The sequence below is a fragment of the Rhodococcus sp. 05-339-2 genome, assembly GCF_002258965.1.
Taxonomy (GTDB): domain Bacteria; phylum Actinomycetota; class Actinomycetes; order Mycobacteriales; family Mycobacteriaceae; genus Rhodococcoides.
This window is the reverse complement of sequence record NZ_NOYW01000016.1, coordinates 162,559-189,103: the sequence shown is the minus strand read 5'-3', so window position 1 is coordinate 189,103 and position 26,545 is coordinate 162,559. Positions and strand designations below refer to the sequence as shown.

Here is a 26,545-nt window from a genome sequence, read left to right as displayed (position 1 = left end):
CTCGAATGTTCAACTCCAAGAACGTTTTCGAGAGTAACGATCGGAAGGTATCCGAGGATGTATTCACTGCGTGGCACGTGGATGAGGGGCGGGACCAGCAAATGCTGGCTCTTCAGCTCCGTCGACGTCGAGCCACTGATCGAACAAGCAGGATCTCTGGACGAGATTCTGGTCTCCGCCTTCGGATCCGGCGACCCCCGCCAGCTCGACGGCGTCGGCGGCGGCAGCTCGACCACTTCGAAGGCGGCCATCGTCAGCAGGTCCTCCGAGGACGGAATCGACGTGGACTACCTCTTCGCTCAGGTTGCCATCGGTGACCGAAAGGTGGAGTGGGGAAGCAACTGTGGCAACTGTGCCACCGCGATCGGCCTGTACGCACTCCAGCAAGGACTGGTGCCGATCGATCCGATCACCACCGTCGTACGGCTTCGTAACCGCAACACCGGTGCGGTGCTGCTCACCGAGATCGACACACCGGGCGGCGTGGTTCCGACCGAGGGGTCGGCCCAGGTTGCCGGAACATCGGCCCTCGGCGTTCCCGTCGGACTGACGTTCATCGACCTGGGTGCCGATCGCACTCGGCTGCTCCCCACCGGGGCGGTGGCGGACACCGTGGAGCTACATGGATCGCAGTACCGCGGCACCATGGTGGTCGCCGGCGCTCCCGCTGCGTTGTTCGATGCATCCGACCTGGGTATGACCGGAGCCGAGACAGCCGCCGAACTGACCGAACGTGTTCCGCTACTGGTCGAATTGCGCCGTAGTGCAGCACTGCTCATGGGGCTGTCGCGCCCGCAGGATCCGATCACGCACGCAGTGCCCAAGGTCGGCATCATCGCGCCTCCGGTGGATTACCACCTCGAAGACGGAACGCTCGTCTCGGCCGGCGAGTACGACGTGTGCGTGCGCATGCTCTCGATGATGGCACCGCATCCGTCCATCGGCCTGACGTCGGCGGTCGCGGTGGCCGCTGCCGCAACCGTGCGCGGCGGTGTGGTGGATCGGGTTGTCCGCGGTGCGGTCACCTCGACCCTGCGTCTGGGGACGCCGGCAGGTGTGTTGGCCGTCGATGTCGACATCGCTGCGGACGGCAACCTCACCAGCGTGACCCTGCACCGCGCTGCACGACGTATCGCGACGGCAGAATTGTTCGTTTCCGCTGCGGCAACTGCTCTTTCGATCGGATAGCTCGACCTGTGAACACGGCTTCGACGACTGAAGAAAAGGAAGATCATGAAGGTTAGCATCGAGAATCTGAGCCTCGCTTACTCGGGAAACACTGTTGTCCGCGACCTCGACCTGGAGATCGCCGACGGAGAATCCCTGGTGCTGCTGGGGCAGTCCGGCTGCGGTAAGACCAGCACGATGCGCTGTGTGGCAGGGCTCGAAACCCCAAGCGCCGGGCGCATCACGATCGGTGACCGCGTCGTCCACGACTCCGACAAGAACAAGACGATCCCGCCGCACAAACGCAACGTGGGTATGGTCTTTCAGTCCTACGCAGTGTGGCCGCACCGGACCGTGTTCGACAACGTGTCGTTCTCCTTGAAGATGCAGAAGGTCAACAAGACCGAGATGAACCAGCGCGTTCTCGAGGCCCTCGACCTCGTCGGGTTGGGTGAAATGGCCCACCGCGGAGCGAGCTTGCTCAGTGGTGGTCAGATGCAGCGGGTGGCGCTGGCTCGGTCCTTGGTGATGCGCCCCAGCGTGCTCCTGCTCGACGAGCCGCTGTCGAACCTCGATGCCCGACTGCGCGAACGACTTCGGATGGAATTGCGAGAGCTTCAACTCCGTCTCGGACTGACCACCGTCTACGTCACGCACGATCAGGTCGAGGCGTTCGCCCTTGCCGACCGAATCGCGTTGATGCAGAACGGCCGAATCGTGCAGATCGGTACCCCCGAGGACATCTACACCTCGCCGATGTCCGCCTCGGTGGCCGAGTTCCTCGGTGTCGGCAACATCTTCCGCGCCACGCCTGCTTCGGGCCCGCGCTCGACGATGGAGCTGACGGACTTCGGGCAGGTTGCAGTGTCGGTCGATGCAGCGTCGGCGTCCGACGGGCCCGTCGTGGTGTGCCTGCGGCCCGAGGATCTGTTGGTCACCCCGCTGGACGATGCCGAGCCCGAGGGCCAGTCCTGGATGGGCACAGTCGATGTCGCCAGCTACCAGGGTGCGTCCATTCGATACCGCGTCACACTGGACGACGGCCCCGAGATCGAAGCCGTCGCCACCGGACACGCCAGCCGAATCCTGGGAATGGGAGAACGCGCACGGGTCACAGCAGTAGCCGGCGGAGCTCAGGTTCTCGTCGACGATCGCGTCGCCTCCGAGGCGGTGCCGGTATGAGCGCCCCCACCGACAATCGGCCCGTCACCACGACGAAGCCGCCGGTCGACACCCCGACACCCCAACGCAGGCCGGGTCCGAAGAAGTGGATTCCGACGCTTCTGCAGTTGGCTCTGCTCACCGTGATCGTGCTGTTCCCGATGTTCTTCATCGTGATGGGCGCATTCACCGACAACGCCGAGCGCACATCGCTGTTCGACTTCGGTAACTTCACCCTCGACAACTTCGCACTGCTCGGATCCTCGACGGCACGCAGTGCCCTGTGGAATTCGGCCCTGGTGGGTATCGGGTCATCCATCGTCGCGCTGGCGATCGGGTGCACGCTCGCCTTCCTCGCAGCACGTACCAACGTTCCGGGTCGAAAGATGATCTACGGCATCGGTATTGCGCCTTTGTTTCTCCCGGCGCTCGTCGGGGCACTTGCCTGGGCACTGCTGGCCGGCCCGGCCACCGGTTACATCAACCTGATTCTGACTGCCATCGGTCTGCCCGGCTTCATCGACATCTACAGCTTCGGCGGAATGATCTTCATCCTCGGCATCTACTACGCGCCGTATCCGTTCCTGATGGTCCACTCGGCGCTCTCGTTGATGAACCCGGACCTCGAAGACGCCGCCAGTCTGCACGGTGCGAAGTTGACGAAGATGCTGAGCAAGATCACGTTCCCGCTCGTCATGCCTGCCGTGATCGGCTCGGGAATACTGGTTTTCGCGCTCACCGTGGAGAACTTCCCGGTGGCACAGGTGATCGGTGTGCCCGGCGGAGTCGACACACTGCCGACCCTGATCTACCGATTGATGAACGCATCGCCTGCCCGCGGTAACGACGCCGCCGCTGTCGCAGTGGTTCTCACAGTCCTGTTGGTCGCCGTCGTCGCCTTCCAGCAGCGGGCGATGAGTAGCAAGGAATACACCACCGTCAGCGGCAAAGGTGTTCGGGCACGACAGGTTCCGCTGCGGGCTTGGCGTATTCCGGCCGCCGTGTTCGCGTGGGTGTACTTCACGCTCGCCGTTCTCCTGCCGCTCATCGCGCTGGTGTTGGCGGCCCTGCAGACCAGCCCGTACGTCGCGAACATCGGTCAGCTCTTCGATTCGGGAGCGCTGTCGTTCTGGGGACTGGGAGAAACGTTGCGCAGTGCAGACTTTCACAGCGTGATGACCAACAGCGTCATCGTCGGTGTCGCGACCGCCGCGATCGGTACCGCGTTCTGCTTCGCCTTGGCGTACACGAGGTACCGCACGAACGCTCCGGGCCGAAAGCTGTTGGAGTACCTGGCGATGTTGCCGCTGGCTGTTCCTGCCATCGTGCTCGGCCTGGGTCTGCTGTGGACGTGGCTGGCGCTTCCACTGCCGATCTACGGAACGCTTGCGGTGCTGGTGATCGCATTCGTGGCAGTGACGATCCCGCAGGGGTACCGCGGTGTCTCCGCGTCGATCATCCAGTTGGACAAGGACTTGGAGGACAGTGCCGTCATGTTGGGTGCACGGCGACACCGAGCGATCTCGTTCGTCACCGCTCCGTTGCTCAAGGTCGGTCTGTCCTCGACCTTCCTGCTGCTGCTGATGCTGTCCATGCGTGAGCTCACCGCCGCGCTGTTCCTGTTCACCTCCGACACCCGGCTGCTGTCGATCGCGATCTTCGACGCCTACGACAATGGCTCGTTCCAGTCGGCTGCCGAGTTGAGCCTGCTGTACTGCGTCGTGATCGGTGTGCTCGCAGTCCTCTCGCGTCGCTTCGGATCCAAGGAAACTGTCTGATGAAAAAATTGGTTTCAGCAATCGCGTTGGGTATCGCAGTGGCAACGGCCACGGCCTGCTCACCGCCACCCGAACGCCCCGCTCTGGCTCGGGCGGCGGAGGAGATCGTCACCGACAACGGCCTCGTGATCGACGGCGAACAGATCGCCGATCCGGATCTGTGGACGCGGGCCCAGGCCGAGGGTGGCATCACCCTGTACAGCGGCTACACCGCGGTCACCGAGGCCACGGTGCTGAAGAACTTCGAGAAGGACACCGGACTCGACGTCAAGCTCGTGCGCCTCACCCCGAACCGGCTCTACGAGCGCCTGGTGGCCGAGTACGGCGCCGGTCGCCTCGATGCGGACGTCGTCAGGATTTCCGACGCAGGCTTCGTCAGCGGACTCAGCGAGCGCGGTGTGTTCCAGCCGTACACACCGCCCACTGCCGGCGAGCTGCAGGACGACGTGGTGTTCGACGGTGGCAACTACTACCGCACCTTCGATCCGATCTACACGATGGGCTACAACAGTGCGCTCATCGAGGGCGACGACAGGCCGGCGTCCTGGGCAGATCTTCTCGACGACCGGTGGAAGGGCAATCTGGGTATCGCTCAGGCCGGAGCCGGCGGTAGTGCACTGGCGCTGACTCGGTTCCAGCGCGAGGTACTCGGCGACGACTACCTCCGCGAGTACTCATCGGAGGCAAGGGTGTTCGACTCGATCGGAGCTCAGCTCGATGCGCTCGCCCGCGGTGAGATCGAGGCAGGGACCGTCGTGGTGAGCAGCGTCAACATCGCCAACAACGAGAATGCGCCGGTCAACTTCGTGGTACCGGCGGAGGGACTGACCGCCTACGACTACTACACCGGGGTTGCATCCACAGCGAAGAACATTGCGGCCGCGCAGGTCTTCATGAACTGGAACCTCTCCAAGAGGGGACAGCAGGTCTTCAGTGATCTCGGTGAGTACTCGGTGCGCAACGATATCGACCCGCCGGTGATTCGCGGAATCGAACTGCCGAAGTTCACCGACCCCAAGGTCAACCGAATCACGCAGTCCGAGTCGATCGAGAACTCCGCTGACGACCAGGAGGCCTGGAACGCGATCTTCGGTTACAACGAGTAGTAGACCAGCTCATGTGCTGCTGCCGAGTCCACCGGACTCGGCGGCCGTACGTGTCATGTCGTGCCGATGCCATCCAGGACCGCGTCGACCAGGTTTTCGGCGTAGGCGCGGTCGGTCTCGGCTCTGTCGGCATCGGAGCGATGCGAGAAGATGACATGGCTGAATACCGCCCCGGTCACCAGTTCGAGGATTCGGGTGGTATCGGCGGACTCCGGTAGTTCACCTCGAGCCTGAGCTCGATGAACGATGAGGCGCGCTGCGACCAGTCGGCTCCGATTGAGAGTGTCGATCATGTGTCCGAGAAGGTCGGGGTGCACCCGCGCATCGAGGGCGACCCTCAGACTGACCAGACCAGCTGTCCCTCTGTAACCGTGCAGAAGCTGCACTGCCAGTTCGACGAGATCCGCCCGCAGCGTGCCGAGATCGATCGGCGTCGCGAGTGGACTCCTGGCTTCCAGCGCATCGACGACCAAGGCCCCCTTGGATTCCCAGCGACGATAGAGCGCGGCTCTACCGACCGAAGCACGGCGGGCAACGGCGTCGAGTGTGAAACCGGACCAACCCTTTTCCCAGTACACCTCGAGCACCGCGTCGTAGACGCGGTCTTCCAGATGCGGATCGCGAGGACGTCCTCGTCGGCTCTTGGCTTCGTCGGTCACCCCCGGATTGTCGCACCTGGCGTCATTGCGGACAATCTCTGTCTGTAATATGTTTGCGTCCATGAGTGCTGTACGCCAGGAGGCGTCGACGGTGGATCCGACGCGTATTCCGGTGATCGTGGCTGTCGGTGAAACAAGCGGCCGCGGCGAACCCGTGGGCGTCGAACCCATGGAACTGATCACGCTCGCTGCGACTGCGGCAGTCCAGGACTTGCCGACCTCGGAGCCGTGGCTTCGCCGCGCGGACAGCATCGCGTTCTGCCATATCGCCAGCTGGGCCTACGCCAGTCCCGCCGCGGCGCTGGCACGCATCTTCGATGCCACACCAGCAGACGTGTTCGACGCTCCCATCGGTGGACAATGGCCCGCCCGACTCCTCGATCGCGCGGCGGCACGCATCGCTTCCGGAGAGTCGACGGTGGCGGTGATCGCAGGCGGTGAAGCCCAGGCCTCGATGAGCGCACTGGTCAAGGCCGGTCGAGACCCCGTCGACGACGGCGGGTGGAGCACCGATCCGGGCGGTCCGCCCACCTTCGACCTCGATCAACTCGGCAGCGCTGCAATGCAGGAAGCCGGTCTGATCTCACCGGTCCGGATCTATCCGTTGTTCGAGAGCCGATTTCGCTTCGAGTCCGGCGTGGATCCGGTAACGCGGCAGGCCGAGTGCAGCGAGCTGTATGCGACATTCTCCGTTGTCTCCGAGAAGAATCCGTACTCGTGGAACGGAAGAGCGAGGACGGCTGCGGACATCGGAGCGCCGTCGCCGAAGAACCGCATCCTGTGCGAGCCGTATCCGCTGTCGATGAACGCCATGCCGTTCGTCGACCAGGCGGCGTGCATCGTTGTGACGAGCTTGGCCGAAGCCCGCGAACGTGGCGTGCCCGAGAGCGACATCGTCTACGTCTGGGGCGGTGCCGGTGCCGAGGACACGGTCGACATCCTCGACCGCAGTAGTTTCGGCCGGTCCGCAGCGATGGAAGATGCGATGGATCGGGCGTTGCACGGCGCGGAGATCGGGGTCGAGCTACTGGACGTGTTGGACGTCTACAGCTGCTTCCCGATCGTGCCGACCCTCGCAACACGCCACCTCGGGACGCCGAAGTCGTTGATTCCCAGCGTGACCGGCGGGCACTCCTCTTTCGGCGGGCCGCTCAGCAGTCATTCGCTGCATTCGATCACCGCGTCGGTTCGGGAGATTCGTGGCGGGAAGAGCCTTGCGCTGGTGCACGCGAACGGTGGGTATCTGACCTACCACCACTCCGTGCTGTTGGCCGGCGACCAACATCCGCTCGGCTACACCGGAAATCCCGAACCCGCAGTGCTGAAATCGAATCCGCCACCGCGAGCACCTGTCGAGGACGGGGATCTCGTGGTGGAGACTGTCTCCGTCGAGCATTCACGGCAGCAGGAACCGAACCAGGCCTTCCTCGTCGGGAGGGACGAGCGCGGACGACGCGTTGCCGCACAGACGGCACCCGGAGACACGGCCAGTGCGCATGCGTTGTCCCTCTATCGAAGCGAACCTGCACGCGAAATCATCGGAGCAACAGTCAGTGTCGAGTCGAACGAGGGGAACATTCGTGTCCGAGGCCGATAGCATCGAACCTGTTGTACTGACGAGGCGTGAGGGTCATGTTCTCGTCCTCACGATCAACCGACCGAAAGCTGCCAACAGCATCGACGCACGCGTGCACACGCTGCTCGGGCAGGCCTGGGAGTCGGCCGAGGCCGACCGCGACGTCCGTGCCATCGTCTTGACCGGTGCGGGATCGGCGACCTTCTGCGGGGGTGCTGATCTGAAAGCCCTCGGCACCGGAGGCCCTGGCGCGGTGACCCCGCCCGAGACCGGGCATTGGGGGTTCGCCGGGATTGTCCAACACCCGATTTCGGTTCCGATCATCGCGGCCGTGAACGGGTCGGCGATGGGAGGTGGAACCGAGATCGCTCTGGTCTCGGATATGGTCGTCGCCTCGGACACGGCCGTATTCGGCCTACCCGAGATTCGCCGCGGACTCGTCGCCGGTGCTGGGGGAGCCTTCAGGCTCATGACTGCGGTACCGGAACACATTGCGTTGGAGATGATCCTGACGGGTCAGCCCATCTCTGCGCAAGAGGCCGCACGATGGGGGTTGGTCAACAGGGTGGTCGCGCCCGACGACCTTCTCGATACGGCACTCGGTCTCGCTCACCTGTGCACGGAGGGTGCGCCGCTCGCGGTGCGCGCATCCAAGCGGCTCGCGCGACGTATCTCCGACGGCACCATCGCGCACGAGGAAGAATCGTGGGCGCAGAACCGTCGGGAATTGGATCGACTCGCCACCACGAAGGACGTCATCGAAGGAATCACCGCATTCCTGCAGAAACGCGATCCGACCTGGACCGCGCAGTGAGCGCACGGCCGTGAGCGTGGGAAATCCCCGCCTCCATTAGGCGGTTGCAGTACGGGAGACTCCGCATCTATTGGGCTGTGACCTGGTTGTGCTGATCGATCGTGGGATCTTCGGTCCAGGGATTGGATTCCCACGCACAGTTCAGTCCGAAGACGACGCCAGCACCGACCAGCACCATCGATGCGGCTCGCCAGAGCGGGATGTCTCCGCCGACGCCCCAGATAATTGCCAGCACGACGATGACTCCGACGACGGGGCTCAACAGCGCGCGTGTGGTGGCGTTCATGGAGTGCCTCCTATTGTTGTCGTCTGGTCGGCTCGTTCGAGATCGATCGATGGCCTTCCGTTACGTAACAGAAGTAACGATAGTGGAGGTGACGGTTCCACGCTATCGATTTTCCATGACCTGGATCACACGCAATCGTGTCCATGGGCCGACCGGTCGCTGGAAGAGTGCCCGCGAACAGCTGCGAAGCCGAAAGCGGAATGGATGTCCGAGGGTCGGTGAGCCAGGTACCGGGGATTCTGTGATCGCATGACCCCATGCGTACCTCGACATCCACTCGACTGATCATCGCGATCTCAGTGGCGGCGCTGACTGCCGGCGTGGCCTGTTCCTCGACAGCCACCACCGAACCGCCGCGATCCGACACGGGCAGTGCCCAGTCCACGAGCGAACAGCCCAGTGCCGAGCAGGCGTATCTCGAGCTCGAGGCCAGGGATACCGCGCGGCTCGGCGTCAGTGTGCTCGATCTCGAGACCGGTTCCACGCAGAGTTACCGCGGGGGCGAACGCTTCGCGTTCTGCTCCACCTTCAAGGTGTATGCCGTCGGTGCCGTACTCGCCGCCGTCGATGCAGGCAGGTTGCAGCTCACCGATACCCGAACGATCACCGCCGAGGACAAGGTGCCCGAATCCGCGGTTGATTGGGAGCCTGGCTCGGTCGTCACCATCGCAGACTTGGCAGTGGCCGCACTGACCAAGAGTGACAACACATCCGGCAATCTGCTGATTCGCGAGGCAGGCGGCACCGCGGCGCTCACCGACTTCGCACGATCACTCGGTGACACCGAGTTTCGCCTCGACCGCATCGAGCCGGAATTGAACACGGCGATCCCGGGTGATCCACGGGACACCACAACACCCGACTCGCTGGCCGCCGGCTACCGAACCCTGCTCGACGGCGACGTTCTGACCGAGGCCTCGCGCAAGCAGCTGCTCGAGTGGATGGGCGACACCGAGACGTCCGCCGCCCGGTTCCGGGCGGGCATTGCGCCACAATGGACTTCGGCCGACAAGACCGGCACCGGAAGCTACGGCGTATCCAACGACGCCGGACTGCTGCTCGGGCCGGACGGGCAGAGGATCCTGCTGGTCGTGCTCAGTGCGACGACGTCGGGGGTGGAAGACTCGCCTGCCATGAATCCCTTGGTGGCCGACGCGACCAGAGCAGCCGTGCAACAGGTGGAGTGAATCAGCTTGCTGCGCGTCGAACGGCATCGACCAACGGAACGAGATCCGGCTCGTCGGATGCGTCGTCGAGAGCCTCGCGCAACGCCGCGTCGTTGGTCGGCCGCGCGGCCTCGAGCAGGGCCAGGCCTTCTTCGCTGACGTCGGTGTAGATGCCGCGTCGATCGGTGGGGCACAGGTATCGCGTGAGCAGCCCCCGATCCTCGAGGCGAGTGACCAGGCGAGTCGTGGCGCTCTGGCTCAGTACGACGGCATCGGCCACCTGCTTCATCTGCAGGTGGCCGCCGACCCCGTCGTGCTGCCTGCCCAGGACGTCGAGCAGCCAGTACTCGCGCGCGCTGAGACTGTGGTTGGTCTGCAACGCACGCTCGATGCGGCTTTCGATACGTCCGTGCAGGACGGAAAGCGCAAGCCAATTCTGCGCAAGGGCAGTCAGGGCGGGGTCGTGTGCGCTCATGTGTCGTGCCTCTCGGTACCTGTACTCGTGACCACCCACCATACCGCGCCGGCAATTAACGGCGCGTGCAAGTACTGGGCTAGGAGAGGGAACTGCGCGCGACGATGCGTCGAGCATGCGCCAGCACCGGGGCATCGACCATCCGGCCGCGGAAGGTGAAGACACCGCGATTGCGGGAGACGGCGTCGAGCACGGCGGTGGCCCAGTCGAGTTCCTCGGCAGTGGGTGCATAGGCCTCGCGAATGACCGGGATGTGGGTCGGGTGAATGGCCACCTTGCCGTCGAAGCCGACGGCCACGGCGTCGTCGGCCTCCGCGCGCACCCCGTCGAGGTCGGGGATGTCGAGGAACACCGAATCGAGCGCGAACACCCCGCGTGCCTTCGCGGCCAGTAGCGTTTGCGACCGAACATGCTGTGCGACATCGCGGTACGAGCCGTCGCCCTGCCTGCTCGAGTTACCGCCCATGGCGGCCACCAGATCCTCGGCACCCCACATGACACCGATCGCATTGTCGGCGGAGAGGGCGTCGAACACCGTCATCGCACCGAGCGGGGACTCGATGAGCGCGACGACACTCAGCGGAGCCAGGGCCGCGATCTGTTCGGCCGATTCACATTTGGGGAGCATGACGGTCGTGTATCCGGTGCGCGTCAGCGCCTCGAGGTCCGCAGCCTGTTCGTCGGTGCCGTGTGCGTTGACTCGAACGATGGTGCGCGACGGGTCCAGTGGGGTAGTGGCCACGGACTCACGAGCACCCGCTTTGTCCGCTGCGCCGACGGCGTCCTCGAGATCGAGAATGACCACATCTGCTCGCGCTGCGGCCTTCTCGTAGCGCTCGGGACGGTCGGCCGGGCAGAACAGCCACGCCGGCCCCGGCGGAACCCAGCTCACGACGCCTCCTCCGGTGGTTGCATGCGGACGAGCGTCTGGCGCACCGCCACTGCGACGATGTCCCCGTGCTGATTACGGCCGGTGTGCGTGAACGTCACGATGCCCTCGCCGGGTCGGGACTTCGATTCGCGTTTGTCCGAGATCACGGTCTCGGCGTACAGGGTGTCGCCGTGGAACAGTGGCTTGGGAAACGACACCTCCGAGAAGCCGAGGTTCGCCACGATGGTGCCCTGGGTCAACTGCGTCACCGACAGTCCGACAAGGGTGGAGACGGTGAACATCGAATTCACCAGACGCTGGCCGAACGCTGTCGTCTCGCTGTAGGCGGCGTCGAGGTGCAGGGCCTGAGTGTTCATCGTCTGCGTGGTGAACAGGGTGTTGTCGGCCTCGGTGATGGTGCGTCCCGGCCGGTGCTCGTAGACGGTGCCGAGCTCCATCTCGTCGAACCACAGGCCGCGCTGGCGAATCCGCTTGTCGCTCACAGTCCCAGGCTCCGTGCGATCAGCATCAGCTGAACCTCGGTTGTACCCTCACCGATTTCGAGGATCTTGCTGTCGCGGTAGTGACGGGCGACGACGTATTCGTTCATGAAACCGTAGCCGCCGTGGATCTGCGTGGCGTCGCGCGCGTTGTCCATTGCCGCTTCGGAGGCGACGAGCTTGGCGATGGACGCCGCCTTCTTGAACGGCTTGCCCGCCAACATCAGTGCTGCCGCGTCGTAGTACGCGGTGCGCGCGGTGTGGGCGCGTGCCTCCATGCGCGCGATCTTGAACGAGATCGCCTGATTGCGCGCGATCGGAGCGCCGAACGCCTCACGTTCCTTGGCGTACTTCACGCTCTCGTCGACGCAGCCCTGCGCGGCACCGACCGATACCGCGGCGATCGCGATCCGGCCCTCGTCGAGGATGTGCAGGAAGTTCGCGTACCCGCGACCCTCCTGCCCGAGCAGGTTCTCCTGGGGTACGCGCACATCGGTGAAGCTGAGCGGATGTGTGTCGGAGGCGTTCCAGCCGACCTTGTTGTATGCCGCTTCGGCGACGAACCCGGGGGTGTTCGTGGGAACGAGGATCGACGAGATCTGCTTGCGTCCGGTCGCCTCGTCGACGCCGGTCACCGCGGTGACGGTGACGAGCTCGGTGATATCGGTGCCGGAGTTGGTGATGAACTGTTTGCTGCCGTTGATGATCCAGTCGCCGCCGTCACGCTTGGCGGTGGTCTTGGTGCCGCCCGCGTCGCTGCCGGCACCGGGCTCGGTCAGACCGAACGCGGCCAAGGCCTTGCCTGCGGTGAGCTTGGGCAGCCACTGCTCCTTCTGCGCGTCGTTGCCGAAGCGGTACACCGGCATGGCACCGAGCGAGACGCCGGCTTCGAGCGTCATCGCGACGCTCTGGTCGACCTTGCCGAGCTCCTCGAGGGCCAGGCACAGCGCGAAGTAGTCGCCGCCCATTCCGCCGTACTCCTCGGGAAACGGCAGACCGAACAGGCCCATCTCGGCCATCCCGGCGACGACCTCGTACGGGAAAGAGTGCTCGGCATCGTGTTTCGCCGAGACCGGTGCCACGACCGTCCGGGTGAAGTCGGCGACGGACTTCACCAGTTGCTGGTACTCGTCGGGCAGATTCGCGGATGACAGGTGATCGGTCATGGCTGGTCCTCTTCGGTGGGTGTGGGAACGATTCGGGCGAGGATCTGATCGACGCGGACCTGATCGCCCACTGCAACAGTGAGTTCGACCGTGCCGTCGATTGGGGTGGTCAGAGTGTGTTCCATCTTCATCGCCTCGACGACGACCACGGCGGTGCCCGCGGTGACCGCACTGCCGGTGGTCGTTCCGATCGCGATGATCGAACCCGGCATCGGCGAGAGGATTTCGGCGTCACCGGAGTGCGCATCGTCCTCGCGGACGCTCGCCTCGGCAATCCGATCGATGCGCCAGGTGCCGCGAGAACTGGAAATCCAGGTGGCCGAGCCGCTTCGGGCGAAGGTCATCGACTCGCGTAGACCGTCGATCACGAGATTCACGGAGTCCTCGGTGGCCGTTGCCCGGAGGGTGCGCGGCAATCCGTCGTCGACGACGACCGTCGCCGCATCGAGGGTTCCGGTGATGGACACGTGCGCCGTCCGACCTCCGGACGCGACGCGACGTTGGAACGAAGCCTTCGCGCCGACTCTCCAACCCGATGGTGTTGCCCAGATATCCTGTCCCGCAGCCTGCCACGCGTCGAGCCACTGCACGGCGGTGGCGGCGATCAGCGCCTCGTCGGTCGCCTCGGCCGCTGCGAAGTCCTCGACGCGACGGTCGAGCAGTCCGGTATCGAGATTGCCGGCACGAACATCGTTGTCGGCGAGCAGGAACCGGGCGAACTCGATATTGGTGACGACGCCGAGTACCGCGGTGTCGGCCAGTGCACGATCGAGGCTGCGCAGTGCGGTTGCTCGATCGGGTCCGTGAGCGATGACCTTCGAGAGCATGGGGTCGTAGTTGCTACCCACCTCCGTGCCGACGGCAAGACCGGAGTCGACTCGAATCCCCGGCGCCGACGGCTCGCGCAGTCCGACAACGGTGCCGCCGGTGGGGAGGAATCCGCGGCCGGGATCCTCGGCGTAGACGCGGGCCTCGATCGCATGTCCGGTGAGCGTGATGTCGTCCTGCGCGAGTGTCAGGGGCTCGCCCGATGCCACCCGCACCTGCCATTCGACCAGGTCGAGGCCGGTGACCATCTCGGTGACCGGGTGCTCGACCTGCAGGCGAGTGTTCATCTCCATGAAGAAGAACTCGTCGGGGCGGTCGGCCGAGACGATGAATTCGACTGTGCCTGCACCGGAGTAGTCGACACTGCGGGCGGTGTTGCAGGCCGCCTCACCGATGCGTGCACGGGCTGCTTCGTCGAGCAAGGGCGACGGTGCCTCCTCGATGACCTTCTGGTGCCTGCGCTGCAGGCTGCATTCGCGTTCGCCGAGGTGGATGACGTTGCCGTGTTCGTCGGCGAGAATCTGCACCTCGATGTGCCGGGGCCGCAACACGAATCGCTCGAGGAAGAGGGTGTCGTCGCCGAACGACGACGCCGCTTCCCGGCGGGCGCTGGTCAATGCGGCGGGTAGGTCCTCGGCGCGCTCGACCAGACGCATACCTTTTCCGCCGCCACCGGCGGAGGGTTTGACCAGCACCGGGAATCCGACGTCGGGAGCGCCGGCGATGAGGTCGGCGTCGGTGAGGCCGGGACGGGAGATACCGGGGACGACGGGGACCCCGAAGGCGCTGACCGCGGCCTTGGCGGCGATCTTGTCGCCCATCACTTCGATGGCTTTCGCCGGCGGCCCCAGAAAGGCGATTCCGGCTTCGGCACAGGCGGATGCGAACTCGGAGTTCTCGGAGAGAAATCCGTATCCCGGATGAATGCCCTGCGCTCCTGTGGCTTTCGCGGCCGCGATCACCTTGGCGATGTCGAGGTAGCTCTCGCGAGCGTTGGCGGGACCGAGGCGTACCGCGGTATCGGCCTCGTGGACGTGGCGGGCGTCGACGTCGGCGTCGCTGTAGACGGCAACGGTGCGAATCCCCATGCGGCGCAGCGTTCGCGCCACCCGCACGGCGATCTCGCCGCGATTGGCGATCAGAACGGTGTCTATCATGGTCATGTCCGTCACATCCTGAAAACGCCGTAGGAGACCGGCTCGAGCGGTGCATTGGCGCACGCTGCGAGGGCCAGTCCGAGTACCTGCCTGGTATCGGCCGGGTCGATGATGCCGTCGTCCCACAGGCGGGCCGTCGAATAGTAGGGGTTGCCCTGGCTCTCGTACTGCTCGCGTATCGGAGCCTTGAACGATTCCTGGTCCTCGTCGCTCCACGGTTTTCCCGCCGCATCGAGTTGTTCGCTGCGCACCGTCGCGAGCACCGACGCCGCCTGCTCGCCGCCCATCACCGAGATTCGCGCGTTGGGCCACATGAACAGGAAGCGCGGTGAATACGCTCTGCCGCACATCGAGTAGTTACCTGCACCGTAGGAACCGCCGATGACGACGGTGATCTTGGGGACGCGGGCACACGCCACCGCGGTGACCATCTTCGCGCCGTGTTTTGCGATGCCGCCTGCCTCGTAGTCGCGGCCGACCATGAAGCCCGAGATGTTCTGCAGGAAGACGAGCGGGATACTGCGCTTGTCGCACAGTTCGATGAAATGTGCGCCCTTCATGGCAGATTCGGCGAACAGCACACCGTTGTTGGCGATGATGCCGACGGGATGACCGTGAAGGTGGGCGAACCCGGTGACGAGTGTCTTGCCGTATTCGGCCTTGAACTCGTCGAATTCGCCGCCGTCGACCACCCTGGTGATCACCTCACGCACGTCGTACGGCGTGCGAGGATCGGTGGGTACGACGTCGTAGAGCTCGGTCTGGTCGGCTACCGGGTCACGCGTCGTGACGACGTCCCACGGCCGTGGAGTGCGGGGCCCCAGCGTCGACACGATTCGGCGGACCCGGTGTAGTGCGTCTCGATCGTCCTCGGCGAGATGGTCGGTGACGCCGGAGATCTTCGAATGCAGATCACCACCGCCGAGTTCTTCTGCGGTGACGACCTCGCCGGTCGCGGCCTTCACCAGTGGCGGGCCGCCGAGGAAGATGGTGCCCTGGTTCTTGACGATGATGGCCTCGTCGCTCATCGCCGGCACGTAGGCGCCGCCTGCTGTACACGAGCCCATGACGGCGGCGATCTGCGCAATTCCTTTGGCGCTCATGGTCGCCTGGTTGAAGAAGATGCGGCCGAAGTGATCACGATCGGGGAACACCTCGTCCTGGCGTGGCAGGAACGCGCCGCCCGAGTCGACGAGGTAGATGCACGGCAGGGTGTTCTGCAGTGCGATCTCCTGCGCGCGCAGATGCTTCTTGACCGTCATCGGGTAGTACGTGCCGCCCTTGACGGTGGCGTCGTTGGCGACGATCACGCATTCGCGACCGGAAACGCGTCCGATGCCGGCGATCACTCCTGCGCCGGGGCACTCGTCGTCGTAGAGACCGTTGGCAGCCAGTGGTGCGATCTCCAAGAACGGGCTGCCTGGATCGAGCAGCTCGTCGACGCGGTCGCGGGGGAGCAGTTTGCCGCGCGCGATGTGTCGTTCCCGGGATTTTTCGCTACCGCCGAGCGCCGCCGCGGCGAGCCGCTCGGCCAGCTCACTGGTGAGCAGCTCGTGATCTGCCCGGTTGGCAGCAATATCGATTGCCATGAGGTGCACGCCTTAGGGGTTGGACGCCGGTGTCACAGGAGTTCAGTTAATGGTTGATAACTGACATCATAGTAAACTACGATTAACTGAGAGTCCAGGGTCGAGGGGGAGTCAGTGCAGGAGTTGGAGGCGAAGCCCACCACGGTGCGTGAGCAGCGCAAGGCCGAGCGTCGGCAGCAGTTGCTCGATGCCGCGGCGTCACTGTTCGCCGAACGCGGATTCACCTCGGTGCGCCTCGAGGATCTGGGCGCGGCAGTCGGTGTCAGCGGACCCGCCGTCTACCGTCACTTCCCGAACAAGGAGGCCGTGCTCGTCGAGCTGATGGTCGGGATCTCGGGGTATCTGCTCGACGGTGGCCGTGCGGTGGTCGATCGTGGTGGGGCTGCCGTGGACGCGTTGTCCGCGTTGGTCGAGTTCCACCTCGACTTCGCCTTCGACACACCGGCCTTCATCAGAATCCAGGATCGCGACCTGCAGAGTCTGCCCGAGGGCGCTCGACGCAAGGTACGCCGAATGCAGCGCGAGTACGTCGAACTGTGGGTCGAGGTCCTGTGCACCGTCGACCCGACGTCGAACGAAGCCGACGCTCGCACTGCGGCACACGGCGTGTTCGGTCTGATCAATTCGACGCCTTACAGCGCGGGACGCAGTCCGTCACGTACTGCCAGGCCCGTCTTGCGAGCAATGGCGCTGAGGGCGTTGGGGCTTCCTGCCTGACGCACCGACCTGAGTGTCCACAATGTGCCCACACGATCGCGATCCCGCTTTCGGATCCGAATAGTGGACGCCGAGCGCACCTACACCGACGCGCGCTCGGATTCGTCCGCCTGCTGTGGGGTTGGCTCGGGCGAACGCGCGCGACGGGATCCGATCACTCCGGCGGCGACGGCACCGACGAGACAGGCTCCACCGACCGCGTATCCCAGGAGTGGTCCGCGAGAAGTCAACCAGGCCAGGCTGTTCGCAGCGTCGCGTGCGGAGTTCACCTGCTCCAGGCGACCCGTCTCGTTCAGAGCGAGTGACGCCTTGAAGATGGTGACCTCGGGGACCTGCGGATCTCTCGCGAAGTACTGGTACGGGGTTTCTCTGCCCCACACCAGGCTTCCGCTTCTGGGTTCGACGTAGATGTCGCGAACGTTGGAATACCATCGCTTCATCGTGATCGGTTCGTCCCCGTCGCCCAGTCCCCACTTCGATGCCGGGAGGGTCACCGAGTTGATCGGTGACTGCGTCGTGGTCGACAGGTCGGCTTCGGTCACGATCGATCGGAAGCGATAGATCGGCAGACCTTCCATGGTGATCTCCTCGACGAAGTTCGCCTCGAAGCTCGTCCACGCCGTCGAGTCGTAGACCGTGTACGTGATCGGCTGGGTATCGAAGGGGAAGCGATGCTGTAATCCATTGCGCGGCAGTGGAATAGCAGGTGAATCGACGGTGGTCTGCAATGATCCCGCCGGCTCGACGGGTAGGCCGGTGCGTCGGTCGCTGGTCACTCGATCCACCGAGGCGGTCAGCAGGCCTTCATCGCCGTCGCGGTCGGCGCGTCGCACCGTGGCTCCGACCTGGAAGGTGACGCGGTCTGCGTCGGAGGGATCCTCCACGGTGATGTACCGCTGGAGAACGAGGGGAACATCGGTTGCGATCGACAAGGGCCCCGGGCCGGCGATCGTCTTCGAGTCGAGGACCTCGCCGCCCGCTCCGTCTGCCGTGGTGGCCACTGTGGTGGCGGCGATGTCGAGGGGAGTGACCGCCAGACGGTCGTACACGAGGGTGGGCAGAAGAAGCGCAACGACGATCGCGAAGGATCCCAGACCTGCGAGCAGGCACATCGCGATTCTCACCCGTGACATGAACTTCGTCCCCACTGTTTTCGACTTCGGCCACCTCATCCTGCCGTGACGAAAGCGTCGAATGTCCGCTTCCGCGTTGTGACCTGTCAGCACGTTCGAGGGAAATGACAGAGACATCAACCGATGTTGAGATTGTGCCCGGCGGTGCACACTGGTTTCGAACGACGCTGAATCGAGGGACGACGCATGGCGACCGGTATCGATCCAGGCCCAGTGGTCGATCGCGGCAGCCGTTGGCGAACCATCGGGACACTGCGGTCCGGGCCCGGGTCTGCTCTTCTTCCCTTCGGCTGGGGACCGGCAATCGTGTTGGTCCTCGTGGCCTTCGTGGACCGGATCGAATTCAGCCTCGTTGCCGCCGTTCTCCCTCAGCTTCAGGCCGAATGGGGTTTCGGCGACGCGGTGGCGGGATCGCTGCCCAGTGCATCCGCGATCGCCGCGGGCGTTCTGGCGATACCGGCTGCGTACTTCGCCGATCGTCACGATCGCGGCAGGATCGTGACCTGGGTCGTCGTTCTGTGGTCTCTGGCGACGCTGGGTTCCGCGCTTGCGCCCACGTTCCTGATCTTCTACCTCGTGCGGGTCGGTCTTGCCGCGGCGGAGGCGGTGGACAACCCGGCGAGCGCGAGCCTGCTTGCCGACTTCTACCCGCCCGCAACACGATCCACCGCGTTCGGTTGGTGGCGAACCTCGGCGTATCTGGGCGGTGCGGGCATCGTTCTGGGTGGTGTGCTGGCGGACTGGCTGGGCTGGCGCGGGGCGTTCATGGTCATGACGATCCCGGGACTGCTTGTCGCAGTGCTCGTCTCACGTCTGAAGGAACCGGAACGCGGATACGCCGACAGGTTGGCGGCCCGCGCGGACCCGAGCCTGGAGGCTCCCACGCCGTCCGGCCCGCTTGCCGCCCAGCTCCGCCGACTGCTGCCCATCAGAACGCTGTGGTTCACCGGTGCGGCTCTGACGGTCATGAGCCTGTCGATCGGTGGCCTGACCTTCTGGCTTCCGAGTCTGCTGCAACGCCGGTACGGCCTGTCCGAATCGGCCGCCGCGACGGCGGGCGGTGGAATGACGCTTGTGGGAATCGTTCTCGGCACGCTCGTCGCGGCGATGGCAACCCGAAGGGCCGTGATCGGGAACAGCCTCGCCCAGTGGCGAGTAGTGCTGGGTGGTGGCGGAATTCTCCTCGGCAGTGTGTTCATGTCGATTGCGCTCGGCATGAACGCCACGGTGGTGTTCGTCGTACTTCTCACCGTCTTCGCCTTCTTCTCGGCTTTTGCCCTCCCCACGCTCACCGCATGTGTCGCCGACGTGGTCCCGGCCCGGGATCGGGGTCTGGGATTCGGCATGCTTCAGATCGCCGCGACCGCGGGCGGTGCCGTCGGGCCGCTTCTGGTCGGCGTGGTGTCCGACGCGGCCGATTCACTCACCGTCGGCCTGGTTCCGCTGCTACCGCTGTTGGCCGTCGGCGGGATCTTGGCCCTCCTTGCCTACTGGTCCGTCGAACCCGATGCGCGACGCGTCCTGGCCGCGGCCGCGCAGGAAGAGTAATTCGTTGTCGTCGGCCACAATGTCTCCATGACGATTGAGCTTTCGCGCGCCGAGGTCGGCCGACGGCAGAGTCGATTCACTCTCGACGAGATTCCCCGCCTGTTGGCGATGGCCGGCTTCGTAGCCGCTCTGCACGTGATCGGATGGGGGTTGTTCACGCACTACGACTCCATTCCGAGCATCCATGGACTCACCGGGGCCGACGGCACCCTCGTGTACGCCGGAGCAGGCGTGTTGGCGTACACACTCGGGCTCAGGCACGCCTTCGACGCCGATCACATCGCGGCCATCGACGACACCACCCGCTTTCTGCTGCAGAAGGGCAAGCGGCCGTTGGCCGTCGGGCTCTTCTTCTCACTCGGTCATTCGACGGTCGTGTTCGTCTTCGTCGCCGCTATCGCCTTCGTCGCGTCCCAGGCCACGGCGTTCCAGGACGCATTCGCCGGAGTCGGCGGCATCATCGGCACGCTCGTGTCCGGAACGTTCCTGTATCTCATCGCGGCGTTGAACATCGCCGTGCTCGCGGGAATCGTCGGAGTCTGGCGACGTGCGAAACGAGGTGAGTTCACCGAAGCCGGCCTCGACGAGTTGCTGGCCAAGCGTGGGCTGATGAATCGACTGTTCCGCGGCCGCTACGACAAGCTGATCAATCACTCGTGGCAGATGTACCCGCTGGGTCTGCTGTTCGGGCTGGGATTCGACACCGCCACTCAGGTCGGTCTGCTTGCGATCGCAGGCACGACGGCCATGGCAGGCGGACTTCCGCCGATGGCGATCATCGCGCTGCCGGTTCTGTTCGCCGCGGGCATGACCACGATGGACACCATCGACGGCATCTTCATGTCCAAGGCGTACGGATGGGCGTTCGTGACGCCGGTGCGCAAGATCTACTACAACATGACGATGACGGGCCTGTCCGTCTTCGTGGCATTGGTGATCGGCACGGTGCAGTTGTTGTCGCTGCTCGCCGAGCAGTTCGAGCTGACCGGCGGCCTGTGGGACGCGCTGGCCGTCATCGATCTCAATTTGGCCGGCCAACTCGTCGTCGGCACGTTCTTCGTCGTGTGGATCGGTGCGGTCGTGTATTACAAGGTGGCGCGCATCGACGAACGCGGTGGCTTCGCGCACTCGAACGGAATGGAGACCCAGTGACCTCTCGTCGTCTGATCGGTGCTCTCGCAGTTGCCGCGACTGTCGCGTCGAGCATGGTGACGGCGCTGCTGGCCGCACCTGCTTCCGCAGCACCGGCGATCACTCAGGAGATCGGCGACGTCGTCTCCACTCGTGATCTGCCGCGGGAACTGTGGGTTCCCGGCGCGGCCTCGGCCGAAGTGCTCACCTACGTCACCACCGACACGTTCGGCGACAAAGCGCTGAGCACCGGCACCGTCTTCCTGCCGCCCGGCACGCCGCCCGCGGGTGGTTGGCCGGTGATCTCGTGGGCCCACGGCACATCCGGTCTTGGGGATTCGTGTGCGCCGTCGATGATCGGTCCGGCGTACGCCGAGCGCGATCTGCCGTACCTGGGAAACTGGCTCGCGCAGGGTTACGCCATCGTGGCCAGCGACTATGCCGGCCTCGGAACACCCGGCTTGCCGACGTATCTCGACGGTCGAACCACGGCACACAACGTCGTGGACATGGTCAAGGCGGGCCGCAACCACAGCGAAGCCCTGTCGCGATCCTGGGTGGCCGTCGGCCAATCGCAGGGCGGCGGAGCAGCGATCTACACCGCCCGGTACGCAACGGAATTCGGCGGCCCCGAGCTCGACTACCGAGGGGCGGTCGGCACCGGAACTCCCGCGTACATCGAGAAATTGGTCTCGATCGGTGGACCGGGCGTTCCGCCGGTGGAGCTGCCGTCGGGACTGACCGCCTACGTCGCGTACATCGGCGCATCACTGCGCTACGCGCATCCCGAGCTCGGACTGGACAACATCCTGACCCCGCTCGGAAAGAAGTACGCAGACCTGGCCGAGACGGAGTGCGTATCGGACTTCGAGGAACAACTCGACGGTGTGACGATCGGCGACTTCTTCACCGCGCCACTGACGAGCCTGCCCAATTTCACGGCCGTGCTCGACGACTACATGGCGATGCCCGAAACAGGATTCGACAAGCCCTTCTTCATGGGAAACGGTCTCCAGGACATCGACGTTCCGTTTCCGACCACCGCGGCCTACGTCGCGCGTCTGACCGCCAACGGTCAGCCGGTGACGTTCCGGGCCTACAACACCGACCACAGTGGAGCCCTCGTCCAGTCACAGGCCGACACGATCCCGTTCGTCGCAGGACTGCTTCGCTAGCCGACCGGGCGTTTGCCGGGCAATCCGTATGCGCGGGCCGTGAACTTCTCGAGCACGGTGCGTGGTAACAATCGCTTGGCGAGAAACACTGCGGGCGCATTGCTGCCGACGGCGTAGATCGGGAGGGTCTTCTTGTCCTCGACCGCTCTCAGCACGGTCTTCGCGACCGTCTCGGCCGTGATGCCCTGTGCCTCCTTGGCGTCGAGCTTCGCGATCACCGTGGTGAAATCGCGTAGGTAGGGCGAATGCGGTCCGCAGTACTTGGTGCGACGGGCGGACAGGCCGGTGGCGATCGAGCCGGGTTCGACTGTGGTGATGTCGATTCCGTACGGTTCGAGCTCGAACCGTGCCGCAGTGCTGAAGCCCTTGATCGCGGCCTTGGTTGCGGCGTACGAGGAACGGTAGGCCAGGGGGAAGCTCGCGAGCATCGAGCCGATGTTGACGATTCTGCCGCGGCCGCGCTCACGCATGGCCGGCAATACGGCCTGGGTCAACTCGATCGCGCCGAACACGTTGAGCTGAAACAATCGAGTGATCGCCTCGATGGGGAGTTCTTCGAGTGGGCCGCACTGGCTTTCGCCTGCGTTGTTGATCAGCACATCGATCGGGGAGTCGCCGAGTTCGTCCACGAACGCACGGATCGATTGCGGATCCGTCAGGTCCAGATCGCGGTAGTCGACCCCCGGGATCGGGGTGGCCACCTTCGAGCTGTTACGGCTGGTGCCGATGACGTGATAGCCGCGGGCGATCAGAGTTTCGGCGACGGCCTCGCCGATTCCCGACGTCGCTCCGGTGACAAGTGCAGTGTTCATCTACGCCTCTTTGTTGCTGTGCGGGTAGGGCTCGGCTTCGTCGCAACGTGTGCCGGGCAGTCTCGCCGACGAAAAGCGGTGGTCGGTACCTTGGTGTGCAGGGAAGGTACCGAGGTGCCCGACGCCATGACGGTGCGGTCCGGTCGGACTATGGCAGCGACAGCATGCCCGCTGCGCAGCCAGGCCCCGAGATCCGACGACGCCGCCACTTCGACGACGACGGCTCCGCGACGTTCGACCTCTCGACGGTGCCCGATGGACAAGGGCGTCGACGAGACGAACAGGAATTGGCCGGGCGCGAGGTCGTCCAGGCGCATTCCATTGTCCAATGTGCTGTTGGGGCAGAGCTTTCCGGCCAGAGTGCGAACCGGCACGGGCGGACGCAACACGTACTGCGATCGGCCGAGTGACGGCGTGGTGCTGGCGGTGACCTTTGCGCCGATGAACGGCAGATACCCCAGAGCGGGTGCGATGTTCGTGCGCATGATGCCGGTGAGCCGGCTGCCGCCGGTCATGGCCCATCCGATCGCGACCGCCAACTCGATCATCTGCTTGGCGTGCGTCTTTCGTTCCGTCTCGTAGCTGTCGAGCGAGGTCTCCTTCAGATGCCCGTCGAGCACGCCGACGATCTTCCAGGCCAGGTTGCGCGCATCTCGGAGCCCAGCGCCCATCCCCTGTCCGATGAAGGGCGGCGTCAGATGCGCGGAATCGCCCAGGAGGAAAACCCGGCGATCACGCCACCGGTCGGCCACCTGTGCCCGAAAGGTGTACTCGGCGCAGCGAATCAGCTCCATCTCGGGCTCGTCCACAGATTCCAGCCACGGCGCGATCAGTGGACCGATCGACGCCAGGTCGGTGAAGGCGTCCATGGTCTCGTCGTCGTGCAGACGGAATTCCCAGCGATAGCGGGTGGGGCCGATGCGCATGTAGGTCGCCGATCGCTCGGAATCGCACACCTGGTGCACGCCGTCCCACTGATCGAGGTCCGCATCGGTGGCGATGTCGACCACCAACCATCGCTGTGCGAAGCCGAGATCGTGCATCTTCGAACCGATGGAGGCTCGAACGATGCTGTTGGCCCCGTCGCAGCCGAGTACGTAGTCGGCGGTCACCCAGTGTGGGGTCCCGTCCACGGTCGAGTCGTACCGGACCCGCACCGAATTCTTCAGATTCTGGACGTCGGTGATCTCGCAATTGCCGCGCATCTCCACGCATTCGAATTGTGAGATGTGTTTGCGCATCAGCTGTTCGAGATCGGGCTGATCGAACATGTTGGCTTGCGGATACCCGTGCGGTCGATCGTCGGGATCCCGCTCGAACTCGGCAAGCGTGCGGATCTGTTTGTCGCACAATCGCAGTCCGCGACCGGGGCGCGAGATTCCCGCGAAGTCCTCGGCCAGGCCGATATCGCCGAGAATGCGGAACACCTCGTCGTCGAGATGGACCGCGCGAGGCTGTGGGTAGACGTCCTCCCACCTGTCCAACACGAGGCAGGGCACGCCGTACCGACCCAGCAGCAACGCAGCGGTCATGCCCGTCGGACCGGCGCCGACGATCACCACGGGAAAGTGGCGACCGTCGGACGTGTTTTCGGTCATCGGTAGGAGACCCGGGTGCGCTGGACTCCCAGATCGAGGGCTCCGTCGGGAGTGGAGCACGTCAGTTCGAGCACGTCACCGTCCTTCAGAAACGCCGGATTCTTGGCCTGCTTCTTGAAGAAGACCTTCCACTTGACCGACGGTGGAACCAGCGATCCGATCATTTCGATCGGCTTGGCGGGGGCCTTCAGTGCGGTGCCCCCCGGCGTACCGGTGAGCAGTAGATCGCCCGGATCGATCCGCTGAAACTTGCTCAGCGCCTTCAGCGATTCGACCGGACGGTAGATCATGTCGGCGACCGTACTGTCCTGCCGGACCGAACCGTTGACGCGCAAGGTCAATGCGAGGTCTCCGAACCGGTCGAACTCGCCGGCCTCGAGCAGTACGAGGCGCGGCCCGACCGGCGTGAAGGTGGGGTACGACTTGCCCTCGTAGAACTGAGTTTTGGGCAACTGGACATCGCGCGCCGAGACGTCGTTGGTGATCACGAGCCCGGCCACGTACTCGGCCACGTTGGACGCGTCGATCTTGGTGCCGACGGTGAGGGTCTTGCCGAAGACCAAGCCGATCTCGATCTCGTAGTCCAGCAACTTGACGTGCGCGGGCTTGATCACGTCGTCGGTGGGTCCACTGATCGAGCCCGAGGTCTTGCGGAAGAACGTCAGCGGCACCGTCTCGGGGTTCATTCCCGAGTCCTTCACATGCGAGACGAAGTTCGTCATGTTCGCCATGATTCGGCAGGGCGCGGTGACCGGCGAGATCGGCGACAACGTCTCCACGGCAACGACATCGGTGGACTCGCGCGCCGACTCGATGGCCGCTCGATCGGCGAGTAGCTCGGCGGTGGTGGTGGCCGAGGTGTCGATTCGGGACGCCCCGGCCGGGGTCTCCACCCACCAGGCGTCGGCGGTGCGCAGTACAGCGATGCTCATGAGGAAGCCACTTTCATCAGGCCGCGAAGGCGTTCGGTGTCGAATTCGTTGTCGGTGCGTAGCGAGGAGATGATCGATTTGAGCTCGTGCAGAGACGCTTTGCTCGGCGCGATCCCGAGGAAGTCCTTGGACGCAGGCGGCCCCCACTGAGCCAGGCCGGATGCGGTCATCGGTGCCCAGCCGGGCTCGAGGGAGCTGTCGAACATATCGCCGTCGCTGAAATGTTCCACCAGGAAACCGTCGGGATCCCGCCAGTAGTCGAAGATCTGGCTGCCCTGGATGTGCCTGCCGATACCCCACGAATGCCGGTACCCGCGCTGGGTCAGGTACTCCCCGCCCGCGGCGATGGCGTCGAGATCCGACACCTGGTAGGCCGAGTGTACGTACCGGTTGGACGGACCGAGAGTCATTGCGAGAGTGTGATGATCGGCCGGAGTGTTGCCACGATCGCAGCGGATGAAGCTCATCACCGGACCGCGATCACGCTGGCCGTCGTAGTAGAGGAAGTCGCTGACGATCAGTCCGAGATGATGCAGGTACCAGTTCAGGTTCTCGAGGTAGCCGGTGCGCTGGAGCACCACGTGTCCCAGACGTTGGACTCGGGCGGGCTGACGCGGAGGCCGCTGCGTCGCATTGAGTCGGTAGCGCGGGTCGCCGAAGTTGTAGGTGTGCGCTGGCTGGCCGGGCAGCTCGGGATGCTCGGTGTACCCGGACACCACCTGGACGGGTTGTCCACCCGGGTCGGTGAGATTCACGGCTACACCGCCGAGTGTGTCGGGTAGTCGTTGGACGCGCTGCCCGGTGGCCTCGGCCAGCCTCATCAGGTCGGCATCGTCTGCGGCGGCGAAGGCTGCGCCCACGAAGCGTGTTCGCTTGCCGCGACGGATGATCACGCACGGTGCGCCGACGTGCGTACCTCGCAGATGGATCTCTTCCGGAGTGCGAAGCGAGACGGTGAAACCGAAGGCCACGGCGAACGCCTCGGCCTTGGTCAGATCCGGCTTGCGAAACTCCAGCCACGCAATGTCCCGAACCTTGATGATGGGATCCTTCGCGCGACCGGGGTGCTCGCCGGTGAGCGCGCCTTGGTCCACGTGCATGTCCTTGTGGCCGTCGACGTCCTGTGCCATTGAGCCTCCCTCGTTGGTGACAATATCGTCACCTATGACAGTGCCGTCAGTCAATAGTGTTGACAGAATC

General features: G+C 64.6%; 24 protein-coding genes. 11 read left to right on the top strand and 13 right to left on the bottom strand.

Annotated features, from left to right (window positions below; translation table 11 throughout):
• The first annotated feature begins 57 nt into the window (after positions 1 to 57).
• From CH273_RS14495 to CH273_RS14480, 4 genes are read left to right on the top strand one after another with little or no spacing between them, the layout of a single operon-like run.
• The gene (locus CH273_RS14495; RefSeq protein WP_032395495.1) at positions 58 to 1,188 is read left to right on the top strand and encodes a PrpF domain-containing protein; all 1,131 of its coding nucleotides are present in this window, start codon (positions 58 to 60) and stop codon (positions 1,186 to 1,188) included.
• Positions 1,189 to 1,233: 45 nt separating this feature from the next.
• Entirely contained in the window at positions 1,234 to 2,349 is a 1,116-nt protein-coding gene (locus CH273_RS14490; RefSeq protein ID WP_032395494.1) for an ABC transporter ATP-binding protein, read from the top strand.
• Positions 2,346 to 4,106, top strand: coding sequence for an ABC transporter permease (locus CH273_RS14485; RefSeq protein ID WP_082322483.1), 1,761 nt, complete (start codon positions 2,346 to 2,348; stop codon positions 4,104 to 4,106). The genes CH273_RS14490 and CH273_RS14485 overlap by 4 nt, the downstream gene beginning before the upstream one ends.
• Complete coding sequence (locus CH273_RS14480; protein WP_032395493.1) at positions 4,106 to 5,212, top strand: ABC transporter substrate-binding protein; 1,107 nt, start codon at positions 4,106 to 4,108, stop codon at positions 5,210 to 5,212. The genes CH273_RS14485 and CH273_RS14480 overlap by 1 nt, the downstream gene beginning before the upstream one ends.
• Before the next feature lie 53 nt (positions 5,213 to 5,265).
• Here CH273_RS14480 and CH273_RS14475 read toward each other — a convergent pair whose 3' ends face one another.
• A complete protein-coding gene (locus CH273_RS14475; RefSeq protein WP_032395631.1) occupies positions 5,266 to 5,871 on the bottom strand; it encodes a TetR/AcrR family transcriptional regulator in 606 nt (201 codons plus the stop codon).
• Positions 5,872 to 5,932: 61 nt separating this feature from the next.
• Between CH273_RS14475 and CH273_RS14470 the strand changes: the two genes are divergently transcribed.
• Together CH273_RS14470 and CH273_RS14465 are read left to right on the top strand one after the other, a co-directional pair.
• Positions 5,933 to 7,468 carry an acetyl-CoA acetyltransferase gene (locus CH273_RS14470; RefSeq protein ID WP_230596773.1) on the top strand — a complete coding sequence of 512 codons (1,536 nt, stop codon included), beginning with the start codon at positions 5,933 to 5,935 and terminating at the stop codon, positions 7,466 to 7,468.
• Complete coding sequence (locus CH273_RS14465) at positions 7,452 to 8,261, top strand: enoyl-CoA hydratase/isomerase family protein (RefSeq protein WP_230596771.1); 810 nt, start codon at positions 7,452 to 7,454, stop codon at positions 8,259 to 8,261. The genes CH273_RS14470 and CH273_RS14465 overlap by 17 nt, the downstream gene beginning before the upstream one ends.
• 67 nt (positions 8,262 to 8,328) lie before the next feature.
• Here the strand turns inward: CH273_RS14465 and CH273_RS14460 are convergent, their stop codons facing one another.
• Positions 8,329 to 8,547, bottom strand: coding sequence for a hypothetical protein (locus CH273_RS14460; protein WP_032395491.1), 219 nt, complete (start codon positions 8,545 to 8,547; stop codon positions 8,329 to 8,331).
• A gap of 257 nt (positions 8,548 to 8,804) precedes the next feature.
• Here CH273_RS14460 and bla point away from each other — a divergent pair, with 257 nt between their 5' ends.
• Positions 8,805 to 9,734: a class A beta-lactamase gene (bla, locus tag CH273_RS14455; RefSeq protein ID WP_032395490.1), complete on the top strand. Its 930-nt coding sequence runs from the start codon at positions 8,805 to 8,807 to the stop codon at positions 9,732 to 9,734.
• A 1-nt stretch (position 9,735) separates the two neighbouring features.
• Here the strand turns inward: bla and CH273_RS14450 are convergent, their stop codons facing one another.
• From CH273_RS14450 to CH273_RS14425, 6 genes are all read right to left on the bottom strand, one after another.
• A complete protein-coding gene (locus CH273_RS14450; protein ID WP_032395489.1) occupies positions 9,736 to 10,188 on the bottom strand; it encodes a MarR family winged helix-turn-helix transcriptional regulator in 453 nt (150 codons plus the stop codon).
• Positions 10,189 to 10,267: 79 nt separating this feature from the next.
• Positions 10,268 to 11,080, bottom strand: coding sequence for an HpcH/HpaI aldolase/citrate lyase family protein (locus CH273_RS14445; RefSeq protein ID WP_032395488.1), 813 nt, complete (start codon positions 11,078 to 11,080; stop codon positions 10,268 to 10,270).
• Positions 11,077 to 11,562, bottom strand: coding sequence for a MaoC family dehydratase (locus CH273_RS14440; protein ID WP_032395487.1), 486 nt, complete (start codon positions 11,560 to 11,562; stop codon positions 11,077 to 11,079). The genes CH273_RS14445 and CH273_RS14440 overlap by 4 nt, the downstream gene beginning before the upstream one ends.
• Complete coding sequence (locus tag CH273_RS14435; RefSeq protein WP_032395486.1) at positions 11,559 to 12,725, bottom strand: acyl-CoA dehydrogenase family protein; 1,167 nt, start codon at positions 12,723 to 12,725, stop codon at positions 11,559 to 11,561. Before CH273_RS14435 ends, CH273_RS14440 begins: the two co-directional genes overlap by 4 nt.
• Complete coding sequence (locus tag CH273_RS14430; protein ID WP_179275503.1) at positions 12,722 to 14,710, bottom strand: acetyl/propionyl/methylcrotonyl-CoA carboxylase subunit alpha; 1,989 nt, start codon at positions 14,708 to 14,710, stop codon at positions 12,722 to 12,724. The genes CH273_RS14435 and CH273_RS14430 overlap by 4 nt, the downstream gene beginning before the upstream one ends.
• Before the next feature lie 11 nt (positions 14,711 to 14,721).
• Positions 14,722 to 16,299: a carboxyl transferase domain-containing protein gene (locus CH273_RS14425; RefSeq protein ID WP_032395485.1), complete on the bottom strand. Its 1,578-nt coding sequence runs from the start codon at positions 16,297 to 16,299 to the stop codon at positions 14,722 to 14,724.
• A gap of 114 nt (positions 16,300 to 16,413) precedes the next feature.
• Between CH273_RS14425 and CH273_RS14420 the strand changes: the two genes are divergently transcribed.
• Positions 16,414 to 17,016: an SACE_7040 family transcriptional regulator gene (locus CH273_RS14420; RefSeq protein ID WP_032395484.1), complete on the top strand. Its 603-nt coding sequence runs from the start codon at positions 16,414 to 16,416 to the stop codon at positions 17,014 to 17,016.
• An 80-nt stretch (positions 17,017 to 17,096) separates the two neighbouring features.
• Here the strand turns inward: CH273_RS14420 and CH273_RS14415 are convergent, their stop codons facing one another.
• Positions 17,097 to 18,149 (bottom strand): PorA family protein, encoded by a 1,053-nt coding sequence (locus CH273_RS14415; protein WP_179275483.1) that lies wholly within the window; start codon positions 18,147 to 18,149, stop codon positions 17,097 to 17,099.
• 186 nt (positions 18,150 to 18,335) lie between these two features.
• Between CH273_RS14415 and CH273_RS14410 the strand changes: the two genes are divergently transcribed.
• From CH273_RS14410 to CH273_RS14400, 3 genes are read left to right on the top strand one after another with little or no spacing between them, the layout of a single operon-like run.
• The gene (locus CH273_RS14410) at positions 18,336 to 19,697 is read left to right on the top strand and encodes an MFS transporter (protein ID WP_032395483.1); all 1,362 of its coding nucleotides are present in this window, start codon (positions 18,336 to 18,338) and stop codon (positions 19,695 to 19,697) included.
• A 27-nt stretch (positions 19,698 to 19,724) separates the two neighbouring features.
• On the top strand, positions 19,725 to 20,849 hold the full coding sequence (gene nicT / locus CH273_RS14405) for a Nickel transporter NicT (RefSeq protein ID WP_082073880.1): 1,125 nt from the start codon (positions 19,725 to 19,727) through the stop codon (positions 20,847 to 20,849).
• A 53-nt stretch (positions 20,850 to 20,902) separates the two neighbouring features.
• Positions 20,903 to 22,003, top strand: a complete 1,101-nt coding sequence (locus CH273_RS14400) for an alpha/beta hydrolase family protein (RefSeq protein WP_179275501.1) — start codon at positions 20,903 to 20,905, stop codon at positions 22,001 to 22,003.
• Here the strand turns inward: CH273_RS14400 and CH273_RS14395 are convergent.
• Genes CH273_RS14395 through CH273_RS14380 form a run of 4 tightly spaced genes read right to left on the bottom strand, consistent with a single transcriptional unit; the run spans position 22,000 to position 26,475 of the window.
• A complete protein-coding gene (locus CH273_RS14395; protein WP_032395481.1) occupies positions 22,000 to 22,815 on the bottom strand; it encodes an SDR family oxidoreductase in 816 nt (271 codons plus the stop codon). The two genes, CH273_RS14400 and CH273_RS14395, sit on opposite strands and share 4 nt — an antisense overlap.
• Positions 22,812 to 24,413 (bottom strand): bifunctional 3-(3-hydroxy-phenyl)propionate/3-hydroxycinnamic acid hydroxylase MhpA, encoded by a 1,602-nt coding sequence (mhpA, locus tag CH273_RS14390; protein ID WP_082322480.1) that lies wholly within the window; start codon positions 24,411 to 24,413, stop codon positions 22,812 to 22,814. Before mhpA ends, CH273_RS14395 begins: the two co-directional genes overlap by 4 nt.
• Entirely contained in the window at positions 24,410 to 25,345 is a 936-nt protein-coding gene (locus CH273_RS14385; protein WP_032395480.1) for a fumarylacetoacetate hydrolase family protein, read from the bottom strand. Before CH273_RS14385 ends, mhpA begins: the two co-directional genes overlap by 4 nt.
• On the bottom strand, positions 25,342 to 26,475 hold the full coding sequence (locus CH273_RS14380; RefSeq protein WP_032395479.1) for a VOC family protein: 1,134 nt from the start codon (positions 26,473 to 26,475) through the stop codon (positions 25,342 to 25,344). Before CH273_RS14380 ends, CH273_RS14385 begins: the two co-directional genes overlap by 4 nt.
• Between the last annotated feature and the right edge of the window lie 70 nt (positions 26,476 to 26,545).

Coding starts and splice junctions, on each gene's coding strand:
- CH273_RS14385 (WP_032395480.1), bottom strand. CDS start 25,345: ATGAGCATCGCTGTACTGCGCACCGCCGACGCCTGGTGGGTGGAGACC.
- CH273_RS14380 (WP_032395479.1), bottom strand. CDS start 26,475: ATGGCACAGGACGTCGACGGCCACAAGGACATGCACGTGGACCAAGGC.
- CH273_RS14470 (WP_230596773.1), top strand. CDS start 5,933: ATGAGTGCTGTACGCCAGGAGGCGTCGACGGTGGATCCGACGCGTATT.
- CH273_RS14495 (WP_032395495.1), top strand. CDS start 58: ATGTATTCACTGCGTGGCACGTGGATGAGGGGCGGGACCAGCAAATGC.
- CH273_RS14490 (WP_032395494.1), top strand. CDS start 1,234: ATGAAGGTTAGCATCGAGAATCTGAGCCTCGCTTACTCGGGAAACACT.
- CH273_RS14415 (WP_179275483.1), bottom strand. CDS start 18,149: ATGTCACGGGTGAGAATCGCGATGTGCCTGCTCGCAGGTCTGGGATCC.
- CH273_RS14400 (WP_179275501.1), top strand. CDS start 20,903: ATGGTGACGGCGCTGCTGGCCGCACCTGCTTCCGCAGCACCGGCGATC.
- CH273_RS14480 (WP_032395493.1), top strand. CDS start 4,106: ATGAAAAAATTGGTTTCAGCAATCGCGTTGGGTATCGCAGTGGCAACG.
- CH273_RS14410 (WP_032395483.1), top strand. CDS start 18,336: ATGGCGACCGGTATCGATCCAGGCCCAGTGGTCGATCGCGGCAGCCGT.
- CH273_RS14460 (WP_032395491.1), bottom strand. CDS start 8,547: ATGAACGCCACCACACGCGCGCTGTTGAGCCCCGTCGTCGGAGTCATC.
- CH273_RS14395 (WP_032395481.1), bottom strand. CDS start 22,815: ATGAACACTGCACTTGTCACCGGAGCGACGTCGGGAATCGGCGAGGCC.
- CH273_RS14450 (WP_032395489.1), bottom strand. CDS start 10,188: ATGAGCGCACACGACCCCGCCCTGACTGCCCTTGCGCAGAATTGGCTT.
- bla (WP_032395490.1), top strand. CDS start 8,805: ATGCGTACCTCGACATCCACTCGACTGATCATCGCGATCTCAGTGGCG.
- mhpA (WP_082322480.1), bottom strand. CDS start 24,413: ATGACCGAAAACACGTCCGACGGTCGCCACTTTCCCGTGGTGATCGTC.
- CH273_RS14485 (WP_082322483.1), top strand. CDS start 2,346: ATGAGCGCCCCCACCGACAATCGGCCCGTCACCACGACGAAGCCGCCG.
- CH273_RS14430 (WP_179275503.1), bottom strand. CDS start 14,710: ATGATAGACACCGTTCTGATCGCCAATCGCGGCGAGATCGCCGTGCGG.
- CH273_RS14435 (WP_032395486.1), bottom strand. CDS start 12,725: ATGACCGATCACCTGTCATCCGCGAATCTGCCCGACGAGTACCAGCAA.
- nicT (WP_082073880.1), top strand. CDS start 19,725: ATGACGATTGAGCTTTCGCGCGCCGAGGTCGGCCGACGGCAGAGTCGA.
- CH273_RS14425 (WP_032395485.1), bottom strand. CDS start 16,299: ATGGCAATCGATATTGCTGCCAACCGGGCAGATCACGAGCTGCTCACC.